Here is a 19,231-nt window from a genome sequence, read left to right on the forward strand (position 1 = left end):
GCTAGATCCGTTCCCCGCCGGGTCGGTCGACCCGCAGGTCCTGAACCGAGGATTGATGAAGCTCACTGGCGAACGCCCCATCGAGGGCAAGACCCCCGATTCGCTCCTTGCCCTGCATGCGGCGGGATACCGCGAGGTTCGCGACCGGCTCGAGCCGGCGGGAACCTTTCTGGATCTCGGTTGCGGCCTCGGCGATGGCACAGCGTCATTCGCCGACGGCGAGCGGGTTCTGGTCGGCATCGACTACGACATCGACACGGCGGTGTTGGCTAGCACGGACAAGGCCGACGTCGGGTTGATGACCGCATGCTCAGACGGCAGCTCATTGTGCATCGCCGACGATTCCTTCGATTATGTGTGCTCCTCGCACCTGATCGAGCACTTCGTCGACCCCAGCTTTCATGCCCGTGAGGTGTCTCGGGTGCTCGCCGCCGACGGCACGGCGTTCTTCATCACTCCGAACAAGCCGGCCGACTTCGAGAACCCGTACCACGTGTATCTGTTCGAGCGTGATGATCTCGCCGAGATGCTCGGGCGGTATTTCGATGACGTCGAGGTCCTCGGCCTCGATGCCACCCCGATGGTGAAGGCCGACTTTGAGAAGCGTCGAAACCTCGCCAAGAAGTTGTTGAAGCTCGATCCTCTCGGGTTGCGCCACAAGCTGCCCCGGAACTGGTTCGTGGCGTTGCATGCGGCCGGCCGTCGGGTGGCGTACCGGTTCCTCGACGATGAGCAGGGCAGCGGCAACTCGGGCATTACCGATGCCGAGTTCTTCACCACCGAAGCGATCGACGACTCGACGCTGTGCCTGCTCGCGGTGGTTCGCAAGCCGTCGATCTGACCTCGCTACGGGCGTCGAGCGTCCACTGACGACGCTGGCAGCGGGCCTGACCGCTCAGGAGTGCCGGAGCACCGAGCGACGCCACCCGCCGCGCAGAACCTCGACGAGGCACTCGACCCCGATCAGGCAGTAGGCCAGCATCGTCGGCCAGTGGGCGCGGTCGAAATGCCCGGCCCATCCGAACTCGAGCGGGTAGCCGTTGGCCGCCTGCTTCGCCGTGACATATGCCCCGGCGAGTCCGAGGAGCGCGATGGTTGCGAAGCGCAGCACCGTCCATCCGAGGTCGGTGCGAAGCGCCGCGAAGGTCGCCGCACCGACGACGAACCCCCACCAACCGCCGAGCAGGAACAATCCCAACGCCGTTGCCGCAAGGGACCACAAGGTGGCCGGCAACGCAGCGATGACCCGACCGTAGGCGTCGTTCCAGGCGATGAGGCTCGGTTGCAGCGGCGCAGGGTTTGAGCGACTTGGCGCCGGTGGCCGAAAGGCGAGTCCGATGCACAACAAGAGGCCGAACGCGCTCACGAACAGGCCGATCCACACCCGAGACTGGGGAGTCCAGACGAACTCGAAACGCAGGGTTTTTCCATGAAGTGCGGGGTCGATGTACCACGCGTTCGCAAACCCGTTCGCCAACATCTGTTGATCGGCGACCTCGCCGTTGATGCGCAGTTGCCACCCGGCGTTGTAGGACTGCCCGAGCACCAGCCAGAACGGTTCGGAGACATCGGCACGCGGTGTTGCAACGATGTGGACCGGACTCTTTCGCGACACGGTGAGCGCCGGACCGGAGTCGCTCGTCGCCGTGGGGTCGACGCCGGAGGACAACACCAGGCGGTCGACGCTGAGCGCCCCCACCGCCGCCTCGGACGTCTCCACGATGGTCTCGCCCTCGGCCAAGGTGGCTACCGCGACAGCGCCGGCTCCTGAGGGGTCGCACGCGCTGAACCTCACGAGTTCGCCGCGCTCGGCCGACTCGAGCACGTCGGCGGGACGGGCACCGTCGGCGAAACCATCGGCGACCACCGCGAGCGCCGTGCCCCCGACCGAGACGAGATCGCTTCGGCAGGTCGCGAGTCCGGGAACGGTGGCGACGACGGCGCTACGCAGCTGGGTCGAACCGACCTCAGCGACCGATACCGCAAGGGTCGTGGGTGCCTTGCTGAGCCAGTCGGGGGAGGTGACCGACCGGAATTCGTCGATCACCAAACGGACGTCGCGTCCGGTGAACTCGACCGGATCGAAGGCCAGCCGCCGCACCGTGCCTCGGGGGCCGTCCTCGGCTTCGGGCAGGCGTATCGGGGCAAGCGCGACTCCGTCGACTTCAAAGTGGACGACGGTCGGCACCGAATGGCGCCCATCGGCGAGGACCGAGATGGAATTGACCGTCGCCGTCACCGGCTCGGCGGTCACAAATGACAGCCACTCGCCCGGTTGTGGGTTCAACGACGACTGCCAGGCGGTCGCCGCCCGGCCATCGAAGGCCTTCGATGCCCGCGAGGCGGCGTCGCCGCGCAGTCCACTCGAGGAATTCATCGTCGCACCACCGACACCGACGAGTTCGTCGATTCGTGCGTCGTCGGCGTCAGGATCCACCCGCATGGCACCCGAAACGGCGAACGTGCGCGCCGATTCCATGGTCGCCACCCGCACGAGGCGGGTCTCTTCGTCGCGTGCCCCGCTGTCGGCGGGAGCCGTGCGCCGCCGAAACACCCACGACAGGGCCAGGTCGTCCGAACGGCTCCCGAGGGCATCGAGGAGGTCGGTGGGCGGGCGGATCTGTTCGACGCTGGCAGGGATATCTCCGAGTCGAAGGGTGGAAAAGCCGACGCCGCTGAGATTGGCGAAGGTTCCACGTCCATCCGCGTCGGTGGTGCGTACCGTGATGCGCAGCGTCGTGAACCGGCGATCGCCGAGGTCGATGATCTGGCCGACCCCACGGGAGTCCTCCGTGAGATCGACGACCATCGGATCGGCGTCGTCGAAGGTCAACACCACCGAGGTGATCCAGCGATTGACGTCGCGGTGGGCCTGCACCAAAGTGAGCGACCCGGGAGCGGACTCGTCCTCGAGGCGAAGGTCGATCCACTCGCCGATCACGTCCGAGAACGCTCCCACCTTCCAGGCGGTATCCGGATCGGCGTCGACGGCGTGAAACGCACGATCGCCGGGGGTGAACGACAACGGATTGCCGTAGCCGGAGGCCACCGCACGGAGACCGCCGACCTGACGTGCAACGGTCTGCACGTCGGTGCCGCGGCCGCCGAAGAGGTCGAGTCGGTTATCCGCAGGGTCATCGATGGGGACTTCGTCGGCCAACTCGGTGTAGCCGTCGTTGTCCTTGGTCGTGCCCCAGCGGCGACCCGCCTTACGGTTCGTGTCGGTGATGATCAATTCGGCACCGGCCTCCGCGAGATCGTCGAGACGGTCGTCACCGCTCACGGTGCCCGAGTAGACCAACAGGCGCGAGGGGTCGACCAACCCGGCCTCCGCCGCCGAGACGATGCCGTCGCCGTCGCCGGCGAGGACCTGTGGCCGGTCGGTCGGGGTGGTGTGCACGATCGGGATCGATTGCTGGACCCCGTAGATGTCGACGTTGTAGGGGTCGGGGTCGTCGTCGGGAATCGACAGTTCGAGGTCGTCGAGGAGTGGCGATCCGGATCCGGCGACGTTGGGTGCGTTCGATCCGAAATGGCGAACCCGACCGAACCCGACCGCTCGCGCCAACCAACGCTGCATGACCCGCGGCCGTGGTGTGCGGTACCGCTCGTATTCGAGGTCGTTGCGCACGACGAGGTCGCCGACGTTCATCAGACGCATCAACGGGGCCAACGAATCGGGGTCGAGGGTTCGGTTCTGTAGGGGGAGGTCGATGGCGTTGAGCAGATTCGCCGAGGCCTCCGAGCCGTATGGCACCAACTCGCGAGCGGCGAAATCGCGGTCGATCAACCCGGGGGTGATCGGTTCGACGGTGCTTCCCCAGCGGTAGTTGGAAAAGTCGATTCCGGGGATCTCGAGGGCGCGGGTCTGTTGTTCCCCGCGGTCGAGGTGGGCTGCGGCCTCGGTCCAGTAACGCGGAACGTCGTTGGGGCGCTCCAGATACGGGTCGATCATGCGACCGAGAAAGAGCGGCGACAGGTTGGCCATCACCAACACGATGGCGACCGACGCGAACACGAGTCGGCGTTCGGGGCGAAGTCGGGAAAGCGCCGCGACCCCGGCCCCGAGAAACACCGCGAGCGCGAGGGCCAACAACGGAATGGCACGGGGGGTCGAACGCAGGGTGAGTCCTGCACCGCTCGAGACAAAGGAGTTGAACAGCCGTCCATACAGCGAGGGTGCGTCGAGCGGATATGCGCCAACCGAGGCCACCAGACCCAGAACCGCCAGCCCGATGAAGAACACCCGATATCGAAAGCGGGTCCACAACACACTCGCCACCGCCAGGAGCGGCACGAGATAGGACAAGGCGATGACCCAGGTGTTCTGGGTGTAGCTGTCGGCTGCTTTGAACCAGGGGCCGAACGAGTCGGTGCCGTAGAAAAACCAGTATCCGAGAGCGCGCGACACCTCGGTGGACGACGACGCATCCGACACCGTTTTATAGGTCTCGGTGAACTTCAATACGTCGATGCCGTACCCGCCTTGCACCATGAGGCCGACGACCCACCACAGCGATGTCGCCACCCCGAGTACGCCGACGCGCAACAGCGGAGGAATCGCCTGGCGGATACTCAATTCGCGTTCGACGAAGACCGCATGCAGCACCCACAGCAGTGGACCGAACAGCACGAGGAACAGGCTGGTGGCGTTGATTCCGCCGGCGGCGAGCGCGACGAGGGCGAACATCGCCGGATACCGCCAGCCGGGCTGTCGCAGCGACTTGGCCGTGAAGGCCACCAGCCACGGCAGCGCGGTGAAGGGCAACAGAATCACCGAGTGCTTGTAGAAGTAATGCAACAGGTACGGGCTGAGCGCGTAGGCGAAACAAGCGACCGTCACCCCGGGGCCGTCCCACGACAGGGTCTTCAGCAGGTACCGCACCCCCAACCCGGCCAAGAAGATGATCGAACCCAGCCAGATTCGCTGGGCGATCCAGTCTGGAATCCCCACCGCATCCATGAGCCAGTAGTAGGGGCCCATCGGAAACAAATACCCGATGTTCTGGTGGGTGACCGTGCCGAAGGCGACCGACGAGTCCCACAGATAAACGGCTTTGGACAACAGGCGTCCGGGATCGAGATAGAGATAGGCCTTGGTATCCGCTCCCAGCATGCCCCGATGGGTCAACAGCAACGGGACGTACGCGACGACGGCCAAAAGCACGTCGCCGAACGCGATCTGGGGCAAGGTGCGCGAGGCGCGAATTCGTGTGAGGGTCGAGCCGGGCACGGGCCAAAGGTAGTCGCGTCGAGCAGGTAGGTTCTGGTCGTGGTTGTGGAGTCCGTGGCGTCCGCCGCGCCGAAACGTCGGCGCTTCCCCTATGTCGTGTCCTTGGACGGAATCCGGGGGCTGATCACCATCCCGGTGATCCTGTTCCATTTCTCGATCACCGGAGACATGACCACCCTCGCCCCGGGTTCGTTCATCGGGCCGACGGCGTTCTTCACGTTGTCGGGCTTTTTGATCACCTCGCTGTTGATGGTCGAAAAGGACAATGACGAACGCGTCGACTGGCTCGGGTTCTGGCGTCGGCGGTTCCGCCGCTTGTTGCCGGCCTCGATGACGGTGGTCCTGGTGGCGGTCGCGGCTCCGAAGGTCGTGGAGCGTGTGTGGGGGGAGGTGCGCACGATCGAGGCCCTAGCGGCGATCTTCAGCTTCAAGAACTGGCAGGACATCCATTTCGCCTCGAATGCCGAAACTGGCATGCGCACGCTCGGGCCGCTGTCACCGTTCTGGTCGCTGTCGATCGAAGAGCAGTTCTACCTGGGGATGACGATCGTCATCGGATTGGCGATGTTCAGTGTCCACTGGCGCCGCTGGCTGGCCGCGGCGTTCGTGGTGGTCGGGGCGTACTCGGTGTGGTCGATGATCACGATCGAGTCGACCTTGAACCGCGAGTTCTTCGGCACCGACACCCGCGCCGCTGAGCTGGTGGTCGGCTGCCTGTTGGCGTTGGCGATCGACCGCTGGGGTTGGCCGAGTTCACCCCGATGGAGTTGGGTCGGCTGGGCGTCGCTCCTCGGCACGCTGTGGTTCTGGTCGACCGTGACCGAACACGACCGTTGGGTGTTGCGCGGCGGGCTGTCGGCGATGTCGCTGCTGACCGTCGGCCTGATTCTCGGCGCGGCACCGGGTACGGGTTGGTTCGCCACAGCGTTCTCGTGGCCCCCGTTGGTCGAGCTCGGCAAGATGAGTTACGCGGTCTACGTCAGCCACTGGCCCGTCGCCCTCGCACTGCGCCCGGACAACGTCGGATTCGGCGGCTGGCCGCTGCTGGGCATCCGGATCCTCGCATCCTTCGCCGTGGCGTTTGCGCTCACGCGCTGGATCGAAACCCCGATTCGCACCCGCGCCAGGCTGCAAGGGGCACAGGGTCCGATCGCATTCGTTATCGTCCTCACGGCGATCGTCGTCCTCACCAGACTCTGACCGACACCGACACCGGCTCCGGGAACGCGACGGCGCAAGAGCGACGGCGCCGCCTCAGCCGTCGGGCGCGACGAGCCACAACGTCACCGACATGGCCCCGAGGCGGGTACCGAGTTCGAAGGCGCGTTCGAGGTCGTCGCGATCGGCGCCGTCGATCACGAGCCAGCCCTGCTGCCAAGCGTCGCGAATCGACGGAGCGCTGAAAAAGTACTGAGGATCGGGCGGGTCGGTTCGCAGCGACTCGACCAGGGCGAGTCCTTCCGCGTCGACGATGTCGGCGTCGGCCCGAAAGTTCGCCCCGTCCGAGATCACCGGTGCGAGCGCGTCGACCAGGCGGTGGAATTCGTCGATCTCGCGGTCGGCAAGCTCCACGGGGGTGGCGAGTCGGAGGGCTCCGGGGTTGGATTCGAGGTCGTCGGTGGAGTCGAGACCTCCGCGCAGTATCAGCCGAAACTGCGTGTGGGGTGCCGAGTCGCTGGTGAGTCGTCCGCCGGTTTGTTGGTCGAGAATCGGGTCGGAAACGGCGACATCGATTCCGGCGGCATCGAGTTGGTCGATCAGCGCGGGAATGACCCACAGTCCCGCCTGAAGGTGGCTCTGTTCGACGAAGACCGATCCTATCGGCCCGTCGTCGAACCGGGTCAGGGCCTCGATCGCCGCAGACGACAGCGGTCCTGCGAGGTCCTGGTACCGCTGGGGATTGGGCGACATCTCCTCGCCGATGGGAACCCCCGAAACGCCGGTGAGCACCATGACGCTCGCGGCGCCGAAGGCCAGCGGCCAGCGGCCACCGGTGGTCACCCGCCCGCCACGAGGGGCGGCGAGACGCTCGCTTCCGATGCGCACCGCCGAGGCGGCGAGCGCTCCGGTGAGGATGGCGCCGAGCGGCCAGACCCACCGGAAATACGGCAACGGAATTCCGATCCGCATCGGGTAGCGCAACGCCAGGACCGACCCGGCGACCACGGTCACCCCCACGATGCCGAAAAGCGTCGCGAGGAGACGACGATGGTTGCGACGGTGCGGCGAGGTGCTGTCGACGTCGACCGCGAGGTCGAGGTCATCGGCGGAACGGCTGAAGGCGACCGCGGCGATCGACAACACGGCCAGGGCACCCAGCCCGACGACGATGGCGACAGGGGAGGCTCGATCCGCGGGAAACACGGGGGCGAACCACCCGTCACGGCGAAAGACGCTGGGCGACAGCTTTGACACGAGCACCGCGCCCACATCGTGCACGCTCACCCGCTGGGCCCCCGCGTCTCGCGCGCTGAGCAGGCGGCCGAGGTTGCCGGTGCCAAAGAATTGATCGACGAGAAGCTGCGCATTGGCGACCGACAACGCGATCGCGGTGGCGGCCAGTTCGACGCGCAACCGGCGGGAATCCCTACGCCACACGATCGCGGTTCCCGCCAACCCGGCAGCGAACGCGGCAGCGCCCGGAGCGATGAACGCGAGATGGCTCTGAACGGCGACGGATGCGGCAAGTCCGGCAACCGCCAACGACCAACGATGGCCCTGGCACGCCGCCCACGCAGCGATCACCGCCAGGCCGAGGGGCCACATGGCGAAGTTGGGATTCCACGGATCCGCGAACATCGTGACCGACTGGGTGGCCAGCAACCCCGCCGAGACGACGAGGGACCACAGCTGTGCCCCACGTCCGGCGACGCGTCGCACGGTTGAGGAGATGAGCCCGATCGACGCTGCGGTGCAGACCGCCGCAGCGAGTGGTACCGAACCGGGGCCACCGATGAGTGTGATGGGGGCCATCAGGGTCAGTGGGAACGCCCCCGGATGGTTGTACGGCTCGGAGTTGTCGGTGCCGCCCGAGGACGCATTGTTCAGCAGGATCGGATCGCTCGACCCGACATGGCGGCTCCGGTACGACAAGAACGCGTTGTCTCCGACCGGAATCCATCCGCGGATCGACGCCGCCGCCCCCAGCCCGACGACCAGGGCGATCAACACCACCATCGTCCATCGCACGGGGTCGAGGGTGCCCCGCCGGGCTCGACCGGGGCCATCGACCGCATCGAGCGCAAGCGAGCGATCGCTGCGCTCGACCGGTTCGTCCGGGGGGGAAGTCGGGTGCGGTCGGTCAGCGTCAGCCATCAGGTCCTCGAATTGGTCCACACTAGCGATGTGACAGTTGACCGCACAGCAGGCAGCGAGCGCAGTTTCGGCCTCGACATCGCTCGCGTGCTGGCGGCGATCGCGGTGTTGATCTCCCACGTGGCGTTCGTGACCGGCGTGGTCAACCCCGAACGTTGGGACTCGTGGCTTCGACTGATCCTGCCGCGCCTCGACGTTGGCGTGCCGGTGTTCTTCGTGTTGTCAGGCCTGCTCGTCGGGCGACCATTCGTGCGTTCGCTGGTGCGCAACACCGACCCGCCGGATCTCGCCACGTTCACCTTGCGGCGCTTCGCTCGGATCTTTCCGCTCTACTGGGTCGTGCTGGCGGCGACCCTCGCGTTCGGCGCCGGCGCGGCGCCCTCGCCCCAGCGGCTGGTCGCGACGATGGCGCTGGTGCATATCTATGTCCCCGGTTGGGCGATCGGGCCGATCACCCAGTCGTGGACCCTCGCCTCCGAGATTTCCTTCTACGCGTTTATGCCCCTGTGGGCCTGGTGGATGCGGCGGCGCATGGTCTCGGTGACCGACCAGTTGCAGCGATCGCGGTGGATCGGACGTTCGTTGGCCGGTTGGGCGCTGATCGCACTCGTGTTTCGATTGGCGGTCATCGCCGGAACGAACGTGTACGACTACGAGGATCCGAGCGCGGTCGACCTCCGGGGTGCATTGTTGACCTGGTTGCCGAACCACCTCGACGTCTTCGCAGCCGGAGTCTGGTTTGCGGTGCTGTTGGAGCGACGTCGACTCGGCGAGACCGTGCTGGTCAAGCGGGTGGAGGACAGGCCGTGGGTGGCCTCGATTCCGGCCCGGTTGTGGTGCTATTTCGGCGCCACCCTCGCCTTGTTGATCGCCTCGACCGGCCTCGACCTTCCACCCCTGCACACCGGGTTCGACGGCCGACAGACCGTCTTGCGCCACGGCTTGTTCGCGGTGGCCGCCACCCTTGCGGTCGCCCCGTCGGCCTTGCAGGGCCCCTCGCGGAGGTGGGGCGCGCTCGATGTTCGCCTTGCGTCGTGGGTGCGCGTAGGTGCCCTCGGCACCTACGGCGTCTATCTGTGGCATCAGGTGGTGACCGAGTGGTGGTTCGACTGGCGCGACCTTGCCGACTTCAACGCACCGTTTCCGACGGCACTGTTCGTGGTCGTCGCGGTGAGTGCGGCCCTTGCAGCGTTGACCTATCACGCCGTGGAGCGTTGGTCGTTGCCGGCATTGTCGAAGGTGCTGACGGCACCGGTCTTGTCGAGTCCGGTCGGCTCGAGTTCGAGCGGCGCCAGTTCGACCGGCGCCAGTTCGGCCGATGGTTCGGCGACGGCGCCCCGCCCGCGCCTGCTCGGAGCGACCCCGGCACTCGATGGGCTTCGCGGTCTGGCGATCGCGGCGGTGCTCGGAACCCACTACATCTTCGCGGTGCCCGGGGCGGAACATCGGTTCCTTCGCGGTGGCTTCCTCGGCGTGGACGTGTTCCTGGTGCTGTCGGGGTTCTTGATCTCTGCGACCCTGTTGCGAGAACGCGACCGAACCGGCACCGTGCGCCTCGGAGCGTTCCTGACCCGACGAGCCCGCCGCCTTTTGCCGCCGTTGGTGCTGTTCTTCCTCGTCCACGCGACGGTGACGGCCGTCATCGGTGATTCGCTGCGCGAGGAGGCCATTCAGGCGGCCACGGCGCTGACCTTCATTTCGAACTGGCAGCTCTCGTTCGGCCACCACCCGCCGTTCGATCTCGTGCACCTGTGGTCGCTCGCGGTCGAGGGGCAGCTCTATGTGCTGTGCGGTGTGGCGGTCGCTATCGCACATCGATGGTTGGACCGCACACGCGAGGTGCTGTTGGCCCTGGGCGCAGCAGCAGCCGCCGTGATGGCCTGGAGGTACCTGTCGTTTCGCATGGGACACGACCTTGAGGCCCTCTACGAACGCACCGACGTGCGTGCGGATTCGATGGTGATCGGCGCCATGGCCGCGGTGGCGTGGCGCGCTCGGCTGGTTCCCAAGCGGGTCGCTTCGACCTGTGGACTCATCGGCGGGGTCTTCCTGCTCGGAGCCTGGATGTGGACGAGCGCCGGCAGCGCCTGGCTGTTCGCCGGTGGTTTCACGCTGGTCGCGGCGGCCTCGGCAGCGGTGGCGCTCGACGTCGTCGACGCCGACGGTTCGGTCATCGGAGCGATCGCCGGTTGGGCGCCGCTTCGGTCGCTTGGCCGGATCTCCTACTCGCTGTACCTGTGGCACCTTCCGATCTTTGTGTGGTTCGCACGGGGTCTGCCGGACATGCACGGTCCGCTTCGTTACGCCGTCGCCGTGGTCGTGTCGGTTGCGGTGGCTTCGATCAGCTACGCGCTCGTCGAACGCCGGGTCGTGTCGGCACGACGAGACGCCGCAGCCGTGGAATCTGCCGGTGTGGGATCTGGCGGTGTGTCAGGGAACGCAGATCGTGACGGCCGCATGGCCATCGACGGAGATCGTCGCGTCGGCGATCGGCTCGGGTCGGGTGAGTGAAGGAATCTTCACCACGACGTCGTGATCGCCGCCAGGACTTCGACGCGGGATCACGGCGGCTCGATCTCCATCCGAGAACAGATCGAGCGCAACCACAGCGTCGTCGTCGGCATCCACCCGGGCCGTGGCGCCGAACGGCACGCTCACCGTCGCCCCGTGCGTGCCATCGATCAGCACGGCGGACGGACGACAGCCACGAGGCGGCCAGTTCGCGGGCTCATCGCCGTCGGTGGCTCCGCCGTCGTTCACATCGCCGCTTTCGACCTTGACCGGGTCGACCTTGACCGGGTCGAGTCCGAGGTCGAACTGGGCGATGAACGCCTCGTTGGCAGCCACGATGGACTCCGCCGATCCCGAGAATGCGTCGGCTTCGAATCCGACGAGCGGACTGCCGAGTTCGGCGACCGCATCGAGGTATTCGCCGGCCTCCACCCGGACGTAGGACACCGGCAATGCGCGGGAACGCTCGACCGTGCCGTCTCGGCCCGCCTGTTCGGCGACCCAGAGGTTCGCCCGCACGCCGATGACCGAGGCCTCGACGGTATCGACCCACTCGGGCACGTCGGTGGTGACCAGCACGGCGGCACCGGCGATCGCCCCGCCGGCGACCAGCACAACCGCTGCGACCCGAACCTGAACCCGCTCGCGAATCGGCTCCCACCGCGGGTGGTCGCGCAACGCGTGCAGCATCGACGCCGCCGCCAAGACCCAGAACGCACCGATCGTCCAGCGGTATCGCAGTTCATCGGGGGCTATGGCGGGGACCACGCCGAGGCGACTCCAGGCCGTCAGGACGGCGAACACGATCGGCGCGACGAACGCCCCGACGATGCGCCCGTTCAGCACCCCGAAACCGAGACACGTCGCCAACAACGCACCCAACGCTGCACACGCCAACCAGCCGCCCACCCCCGCCGTGCCGGTGAGTCCGTTTCCGCCGGCGATCAGCATTCGCGCGGCATAGATCGCGACGGCGCGCAACCCGCCCGAACTCGGCGATGAGGTGCCAGCAGCGAGATACCAGATCAGCCAGAGCACCGGCCCGGGGGCGAGGATCAGCCAGCGGCGAACGGGTGCACGCGACCACAACAGTTCGGCACCCAGGGCGGCCGCCACCATCAACCCGAGCCCACTCGTCGCCAAGGCGACACCGAGCCAGACCGAGGCGGCGACCTCGCCCCGGAGCGAGGTGCGGTCGAGATGCCACCAGGCCGCTGCGAGCGCCGCGACGGGAATCGAGAAGTTCATGAGGAACGGGAACATCACGTTGGTCACCCCGGCCGCGTTCCACAGCACCAACGTCAGCGCTGCGGCTCCGGCGACCGCACCGAGGTTCCGACTCGCATAGCGCCAGACCATGAGTCCCAGCACCGCGTAGGCGGCCAGGCCGACGACGCGGTACGGCAGGTACGACTCGAGGCCGACCGTGTGGAACAGAAGTTGGTAGATCCCGATCGGAACCAGCGACAGGTGACTGTTGAACGGCTCGAGAAGGTCTCCGCTCGGAAACTGGGCGATGATGTTCCAGTCGTCGCTGAAGAACCAGAGCCGACGACCGGCCAGGGCGGCCCACAGCAGTGTTGCGGCGAGGATCACCGCCGCGACGAGGTCGCTGCGGTGGGGCCGTGAGGGCAGTGCGGGCACGACCGCGATTCTCGCAGAACCAGTCGACCACGTCGCGCATACGCGGTGGCACCCGGTCGACGAAGTCGTATGCGGTGCCAACTAACCTCGCCGCGTGATGTTGCGTGATCGGAGCCTCGACCGTCCCCGGCTCGCGGTCGCCCTCGGCGCGATCGCGGTGCGAGTCGGCGCGGTCGTGGCGCTGTCGCGTCCCCCTGAGGGCCTTCACGATTCGCTGCTGTACCTGCGGTTCGCTCAAGGTATTTCCAACGGCCAGGGTTACGTCAGTTGGTACGGCCACAAGACCTCGTACTACCCGCCCGGGTACCCGTGGTTTCTCGGCGTCCTGCATCATGTCGTGACCGCGGTGGGCCTCGAGGCCCACTTTGTGATGATCGTGGGCTTTGTCCAGGCGGTGCTCGGCGGCATCGCCGCGTGGGCGATCGTCGGGGTCGCAGCTCGCGTCGTCGGCCACGATGCGCAACGGCCCGCTCGGAGCCGATGCGCCCGCGTGGCGGGGTTGGGTGCCGGCCTGGTGATCGCGCTGTGGCCGAACCTGGTGTTGCACAGCGCCGTGCTGCTGTCCGAGGGGCTCTTCGTGGCCGCTTTTTCGGTGTCGCTGCTCGGCTTCGCCCGTCTTCTCGGCGACCACCGGGCAGATGGGCGTTCGACGATGACCCGCGGTTGGTGGGGCGACGCCGCGATTGCCGGGGTCGCACTCGGGGTGGCCACGCTGACCCGACCGCAGGTGCTCACCGTGGTCGTCGCCGTGGGCCTCGCAGCGTTCGCCACCCGGCGAACGGCGCGGGGACGGATCGCTCTCATCGTCGCTCCCTGCCTGATCGCCGCGGTCGTCGTGCTGCCGTGGAGCGTTCGCAACGTCATCGTGTTCGACCGCTTCGTCGCCGTGTCGACCAATGGCGGTGACAACCTCTGCATCGGGTTCAACCCGAGTGCGACCGGGCATTTCGGCGTACCCGAGCACTGCGACACCGGCGAGTTTTACATCGACGGCCCGGAGGCCGAGGCGCGGCGTAACGCCGAGACCGCCCGGCGCGCCCGAGCCTGGGCGATCGACCATGCCGGGGAGTTGCCGCTGCTGAGCCTCAAGAAGCTGCGCTACACCTACGACCGGGACGACGACGCGCTCAAGGCCATCGAATCCTTTGGCGACGACGAGTTTCTGTCGTCCGGGGCGCGCACCGCACTCACGTGGATCAGCAACGGCACCTACGTGGTTCTGATGGTCGGGGTGGTCGTTGGCGCCGTCGGGTTGGCTGGGGCGATCCGGCGCAACGACCCTGAGCGGTCGCTGGCAGTGTTGATCCTCGTGGGGGGTGCTGCGTCGGCGGTGTTGCCGATCGCCTTCTTCGGCGAGGCCCGTTTCAAGGTGCCCACGACTCCGTTTTTCGCGGTGATGGTCGGCTACGCAATCGCCCGCGCGGACCTTCACCGTCGTGGCCGGTCCGATACGGTCGACGACCTGCCAACCGAGCCAGCCGTGCAAGGAAGCGAACCATGAGGCGCCGATTCGATCTGCAGACCACGATCGCCCTGCTGTTGCTGGCCGTCGCCGTGGCGCTGCCCATACCCGGTCTCATGGGCTATCAGGGACCGCCGATGGAGGAGGGGTTCATGTTGGCCTTCCCCCAACGGATCCTCGCCGGCGCAGTACCCCACGTCGACTTCCTGCACCTCTACGGGCCGGGATCGCTGTACGTGCTCGCCGGTGTCTACAAGGTGTTCGGAGACACCCTCGAGGTCGAACGCATCGTCGGCATCGTCCAGCACTGCCTGTTGATCTTCGCGATGTTCTGGTTCGCCAGGCCCTGGGGGCGGGTCTCCGCGTTGTTCGCCGGCCTCATCACCCTGGTGATCACCATCTCTCCGCTCGGATTGAGCGCCATGGCGTGGAACGGGGCGCTCGGTCTGGCGATGGCGGGAATCGCGGTGCTGGTCCCCGGCCTCGACGGTGGCGGGCGGGTGCGGCTTTCGACGGCGGGCGTGTGCTTCGGCGCTGCACTGCTGTACCGGCCCGACATGATCGTGGCGATCGGGCTGACCTGTGTGATCGCCTGGCTGATGCTCGGCCGAGACCCCGCCGCCCGCCGCGATCGGTGGTACGGCCTGGCGGGAGCGGTGGTGACATCGGCATTGATCGTGCCGTTCCTGATCGCCGTCGGATTCGAACGGGCCATCGAGGGAATGTTCCTGCAACCCGTGTTCGACCTGCGCGACGGACGCACGCTGCCGGTTCCCCCAAGCTGGTCGGAACCCGACGGCTACCTGCAAAAGGCCGGGGGATTGCGTGTGTCGAGGTGGCCGCTGCCGATGTTGGAGATCGGCCCACAGATCGCGCTGTGGTTCTGGCTCGTGCCGGTTTCGGTGCTGTTCGTGGTGTTCGCCGCATGGCGTTGTTGCAAGGTGCAACCCGAACGGCTGCGGCCTCGGGGGCTCGCGGTGGGCGCCGCGTTTGCACTCGGCCTGTTGCCCCAGGCGTTCCAACGGCCAGACACCGCCCACCTGTCGTGGGTGTCGTGTGTGAGCTTCGCCCTCGTGCCGCTCGCGATCCTGGAACTGTGGACCATACGTACCCCGCTCGCTGGTGAGGTCCCCTCCGGGGTGACGGTGAAACAGGGCATCGTCGGCCTCGTCCCGGCGCTTCGACGGTCGCTCGCCAGGCCGGTGGCCGCCGTGCTGCCGATTCTGTTCGTGCTCGTGGCCGTCATTCCGTTCTACCCGCTGCGAACCTACGCGGACCTCGTCGGGCAGAGCTTCGGCCACAACGTGTTCGGCTACGAGATCGTGCGCGGAGACCGACGCTTCTTCTACGGCAGCGAGGAGGCGGCAGCGTCCGCACAACGCATCGTCGACCGGCTCGACGAGGAGTCAAATGCAGGGCAACGGCTGATCGTCGCTCCCTATGATCTGGCGCTCACGCCGTACAGCGACGCGTTCTTCTACTACCTGTTCCCCGAACTCGTTCCCGGCACGAGATACATCGAAATGGACCCGGGGCTCGCGGATGCGGTGGGTTCAGGACTTGCCGAGGAGTTGGCGAACAACGACTGGCTGATCCTGTCCGACGTCTGGAGCGGCTGGGAGGAACCCAACTCGAGCGTCGAGCGTGGCGACGAACGACCGAACGAAATCGTCGCCCGGGACTATTGCGAGGTGCTCGACGCAGCGCCGTTCCGGTTGCTTCAACGTTGTGACCGGACCCGGCGAGGATCGTGACCGACCCCACGTGACCCCGCCTGTGCCCGCCAACGGGTGGGTGCATGTATCCGGTGGGTGCATGTATCCGGTGGGTGCATGTATCCGGTGGGTGCATGTATCGGGTGGGGCGCATCAGTAGCATTGCCCGAATGCGTACCGCTCTGGTCGTGCCAACCTACCAAGAGGCCGGCAACATCGAACGTTTCCTGCGCGAGGTCCGCGCGGCGTTGCCAGAAGCCGACGTGTTCGTGTTCGACGACAACAGCCCCGACGGTACCGGCGAGTTGGCCGAGCGGGTCGCTGAGGAACTGGGCCGGATCGACGTGGTGCACCGACCGTCCAAGGAGGGCCTCGGCGCCGCGTACCGTCACGGAATCTCCCACGTTCTCGGCCTCGGCTACGAGATCGTGATGCAGATGGACGTCGATTTCTCCCACGACCCGGCGGTGCTTCCCCGGCTTCGTCAGGCGATCCTCGACGGCGCCGATGTCGCGGTCGGGTCGCGGTATGTGCCCGGAGGCGCCACCCCGGACTGGCCGCTTCGACGTCGGATGTTGTCGAAGTACGGCAACACCTATTCCCGGGTCATGCTGGGGCTGGTGTTCAACGATGCCACCGCTGGTTTTCGCGCCTACCGCGCACCGGTTCTGGAACAGATCAGCTTTCACACCACTCGCGCCAATGGGTATGGATTCATGATCGAGACCGGATTTCGGCTCAGCGACGCGGGGGCGACGGTCACCGAAGTGCCGATCATCTTTCGGGATCGCACGGTCGGCGAGTCGAAGATGGCGATCCCGACGATGGTCGAGACCATGTCGATGGTGACGTGGTGGGGTCTGTGTCGGCGCGCGCCGAAACTCACGGGACGATTCCGCACCACCCGCCTGGGCGAGCGGCTCGCCGACTCGAGCGGTGCGACCCCGCCGACAACTCCGACCGAGCCGGCGCCGGCCGAACCCGCCGTCGAACCCGCCGTCGACGCATCCATGGTTGAGATCGCGCCCACCGACGTAGCTGCCGACGACGTACCCACTCGGTCGTAGCGCCGTGACCTCAACGCACCCGCCGCGGACACGGCTACACCCGTTCGTTCAATTCCGTGACCGGTCCCGGCTCGTTCACCTGCCGGCGCTCGACGGATTGCGCGGCGCCGCGGTCGTCGTCGTGGTGCTGTTCCACGGAAACTGGTCGTGGGTGCGAGGCGGGTTCCTGGGGGTGTCGCTGTTCTTCACCCTGTCGGGATTCCTCATCACCTCGCTGCTCATCACCGAGTACGACGGCACGGCATCGCTCAGTTTGGGTTCGTTCTGGGCTCGGCGTTTCCGGCGGTTGCTCCCGGCCGCCTGGCTCACCATCGCGGTCACCGTCGTGTTGGCCTCGGCGCTGTCGGCGTTCGGTTCACAGGATCGCGGCGACGCGATCGCTTCGTTGTTGAACGTTGCCAACTGGCGGTTCCTGGCGACCGGGTCGTCCTACAACGACCTGTTTTCCACGCCGTCTCCGTTTCGGCACTTCTGGAGCCTCGCAATCGAGGAACAGGCGTATGTGGCGCTGCCGGTGCTGGTGTGGGTGGCTCTGCGGGTCTCGAGAGGCTCGCTGAGCGTGCTGGCGAGCGTTCTCGGGGTGCTCTTGTCGCTGTCGATGTGGACGACGTTGACCGCTGACTCTGTCGATCGCGTCTATTACGGCACCATCACCCGCTCGGCCGAGATCCTCATCGGCGCACTGCTGGCAGCGATGGTCGCCCACCCCAAGACCAGGGTGCATCTGTTGCGACGATGGGTGCTGCGAAGCGTCGTCGTGGTGGCCGGGGTCGTGTCGTTGGTGGGTTTCCTGGTGGCCTGCGTCCGGGTCGAGGTCGGAAGTGCGTTCGTCCTCAAGGGCGGTCTGGTGCTGATCGCCGTTGGATCGGCGGCGTTGATCCTGAACGCCGCGATGGGCATCGGCATCATCGGGTTCATCTTCGAATGGCGACCGCTGCGGTGGCTCGGCGGAATCTCCTACGGCGTGTACCTGTTCCACTGGCCGCTGTTCGCGCTGCTGACCGAACGCCGCACCGGACTCGGCCATTTCCCGCGGTTCGTCGTGCTCGTGGCGCTGACGCTGGTGCTGGCGGTCCTCAGCAGCCGTCACGTCGAGATTCCGATGCGACGCCGTCGATTCCCGAAACCCGCCCTGCCGACGATGGCGTCGGCCGCGGCGGTCATCGTCGTGGTGTTGGCGTTGATCATGCCCACCACCACCTCGCTGGTGTTCGATGCCGAGGCCGCGTCGGCTCAACTCGACACCCTCGTCATGGGCAGCCTTCCGGCAGCGACGTCAGGGGAGTCCGGAACCTCCGCCGACGGTTCGCCGGGCGAAGGGTTGTCCGAGTTGGCCGCGGCCCAGGCGCAACGCGAGGCCGAACGCGCACCGGCGATCATGCACTTCGGCGATTCGGTGGCCCTCAGCATGGCGTTCCCGCTGGCCGCCTGGGCGGTGGAAACCCAGGGTGGGTTCTTCCTCGGAGGCGACACCACGATCGGGTGTGGCATCGGTCGCGGCGGCTACGAACGCTCCTTTGGGGTGGTTCCTCGTCGTGCCGAGTGCGACAACTGGCCGCAGCGCTGGTATCCGATCACCGACGTCGACGGTCTCGACATCGCCATGGTGCACACGGGACAGTGGGAACTGGTCGACCGCCGTATCCCACTCGGGATGAATCACACCGTCGTCGGCGAAGACGCCGCGCTGCTGAGCACCCCCGTGCCAACGCAGATCGATGAGGTGTGGCGCAACGTCGGAGATCAGATCTACGACGACTACCTGCTCGCAGAGCTGTCGGCAGCTCAAGAGTTGCTGTCGCGTCGCGGCGCGCTGGTGTTGTGGGTGAACCTTCCCTACTACAGCAACCTCGACAGCGAGTCGTTCAACGCCAACCTGCGCCTGAGCCACGACCCGGCGCGGGTCGACGCGTTCAACGCTGTGCTCGAACGGCTCACCGCGAAGTTCCCGGACACTTCGCGGCTGTTGGATCTGCATACCTACATGGCCGACAAGACCGATGACACGAGCCTTCGGGCCGACGGATCCCACTTCAACAAGGAGGGTGCGGAATCGGTCGCCTTGGAATTTCTCGGCCCCGAACTGCTTCGTCTCTGGCGCGACTGGCGGGCGCCGCAACTCGGCCTCGACGGTGACCGATAGCGGGCCGTTCAGCTTCGGCGATTGAGCGATACACGATGCCAGCGGTTCCAGATCAACCCATACCCACCCATCCCGGCGCCCCGACAACGGCGCGCACCCCCGCCCCGTTCGGGCACGTGGCGGGCCTCGACGGCCTTCGAG

The 19,231-nt window shown here is 66.7% G+C and carries 10 protein-coding genes; 7 read left to right on the forward strand and 3 right to left on the reverse strand.

Translation table 11 applies throughout. From position 1 onward, the window contains the following. The first annotated feature begins 55 nt into the window (after window positions 1-55). Window positions 56-841 carry a class I SAM-dependent methyltransferase gene (locus M9952_07875; protein MCO5312834.1) on the forward strand — a complete coding sequence of 262 codons (786 nt, stop codon included), beginning with the start codon at window positions 56-58 and terminating at the stop codon, window positions 839-841. Window positions 842-895: 54 nt separating this feature from the next. On the opposite strand, the gene M9952_07880 is transcribed toward M9952_07875, so the two are convergent. Beyond that, window positions 896-5,233, reverse strand: a complete 4,338-nt coding sequence (locus M9952_07880; protein ID MCO5312835.1) for a DUF3367 domain-containing protein — start codon at window positions 5,231-5,233, stop codon at window positions 896-898. 39 nt (window positions 5,234-5,272) lie between these two features. Between M9952_07880 and M9952_07885 the strand changes: the two genes are divergently transcribed. Further along, the gene (locus M9952_07885; GenBank protein MCO5312836.1) at window positions 5,273-6,433 is read left to right on the forward strand and encodes an acyltransferase; all 1,161 of its coding nucleotides are present in this window, start codon (window positions 5,273-5,275) and stop codon (window positions 6,431-6,433) included. A 54-nt stretch (window positions 6,434-6,487) separates the two neighbouring features. Here the strand turns inward: M9952_07885 and M9952_07890 are convergent, their stop codons facing one another. Further along, window positions 6,488-8,548 (reverse strand): hypothetical protein, encoded by a 2,061-nt coding sequence (locus tag M9952_07890; GenBank protein MCO5312837.1) that lies wholly within the window; start codon window positions 8,546-8,548, stop codon window positions 6,488-6,490. A gap of 30 nt (window positions 8,549-8,578) precedes the next feature. On the opposite strand from M9952_07890, the gene M9952_07895 reads away from it, so the two are divergent. Further along, a complete protein-coding gene (locus tag M9952_07895) occupies window positions 8,579-11,059 on the forward strand; it encodes an acyltransferase (GenBank protein ID MCO5312838.1) in 2,481 nt (826 codons plus the stop codon). Here M9952_07895 and M9952_07900 read toward each other — a convergent pair. After that, a complete protein-coding gene (locus M9952_07900) occupies window positions 10,979-12,703 on the reverse strand; it encodes a hypothetical protein (GenBank protein ID MCO5312839.1) in 1,725 nt (574 codons plus the stop codon). The genes M9952_07895 and M9952_07900 overlap by 81 nt on opposite strands. A gap of 94 nt (window positions 12,704-12,797) precedes the next feature. Here M9952_07900 and M9952_07905 point away from each other — a divergent pair, with 94 nt between their 5' ends. The 4 genes from M9952_07905 (at window position 12,798) to M9952_07920 (ending at window position 19,090) form a co-directional block, all read left to right on the forward strand. Further along, window positions 12,798-14,204, forward strand: coding sequence for a glycosyltransferase family 39 protein (locus M9952_07905; protein ID MCO5312840.1), 1,407 nt, complete (start codon window positions 12,798-12,800; stop codon window positions 14,202-14,204). Beyond that, entirely contained in the window at window positions 14,201-15,919 is a 1,719-nt protein-coding gene (locus M9952_07910; GenBank protein MCO5312841.1) for a hypothetical protein, read from the forward strand. Before M9952_07905 ends, M9952_07910 begins: the two co-directional genes overlap by 4 nt. Before the next feature lie 131 nt (window positions 15,920-16,050). Beyond that, on the forward strand, window positions 16,051-16,947 hold the full coding sequence (locus M9952_07915; protein ID MCO5312842.1) for a polyprenol monophosphomannose synthase: 897 nt from the start codon (window positions 16,051-16,053) through the stop codon (window positions 16,945-16,947). A 4-nt stretch (window positions 16,948-16,951) separates the two neighbouring features. Beyond that, the gene (locus tag M9952_07920) at window positions 16,952-19,090 is read left to right on the forward strand and encodes an acyltransferase (GenBank protein ID MCO5312843.1); all 2,139 of its coding nucleotides are present in this window, start codon (window positions 16,952-16,954) and stop codon (window positions 19,088-19,090) included. Window positions 19,091-19,231 lie beyond the last annotated feature (141 nt).

This window comes from Microthrixaceae bacterium, assembly GCA_023957975.1.
Taxonomy (GTDB): Bacteria; Actinomycetota; Acidimicrobiia; order Acidimicrobiales; family Microtrichaceae; genus JAMLGM01.

Coding starts and splice junctions, on each gene's coding strand:
- M9952_07875 (MCO5312834.1), top strand. CDS start 56: ATGAAGCTCACTGGCGAACGCCCCATCGAGGGCAAGACCCCCGATTCG.
- M9952_07890 (MCO5312837.1), bottom strand. CDS start 8,548: ATGGCTGACGCTGACCGACCGCACCCGACTTCCCCCCCGGACGAACCG.
- M9952_07910 (MCO5312841.1), top strand. CDS start 14,201: ATGAGGCGCCGATTCGATCTGCAGACCACGATCGCCCTGCTGTTGCTG.
- M9952_07915 (MCO5312842.1), top strand. CDS start 16,051: ATGCGTACCGCTCTGGTCGTGCCAACCTACCAAGAGGCCGGCAACATC.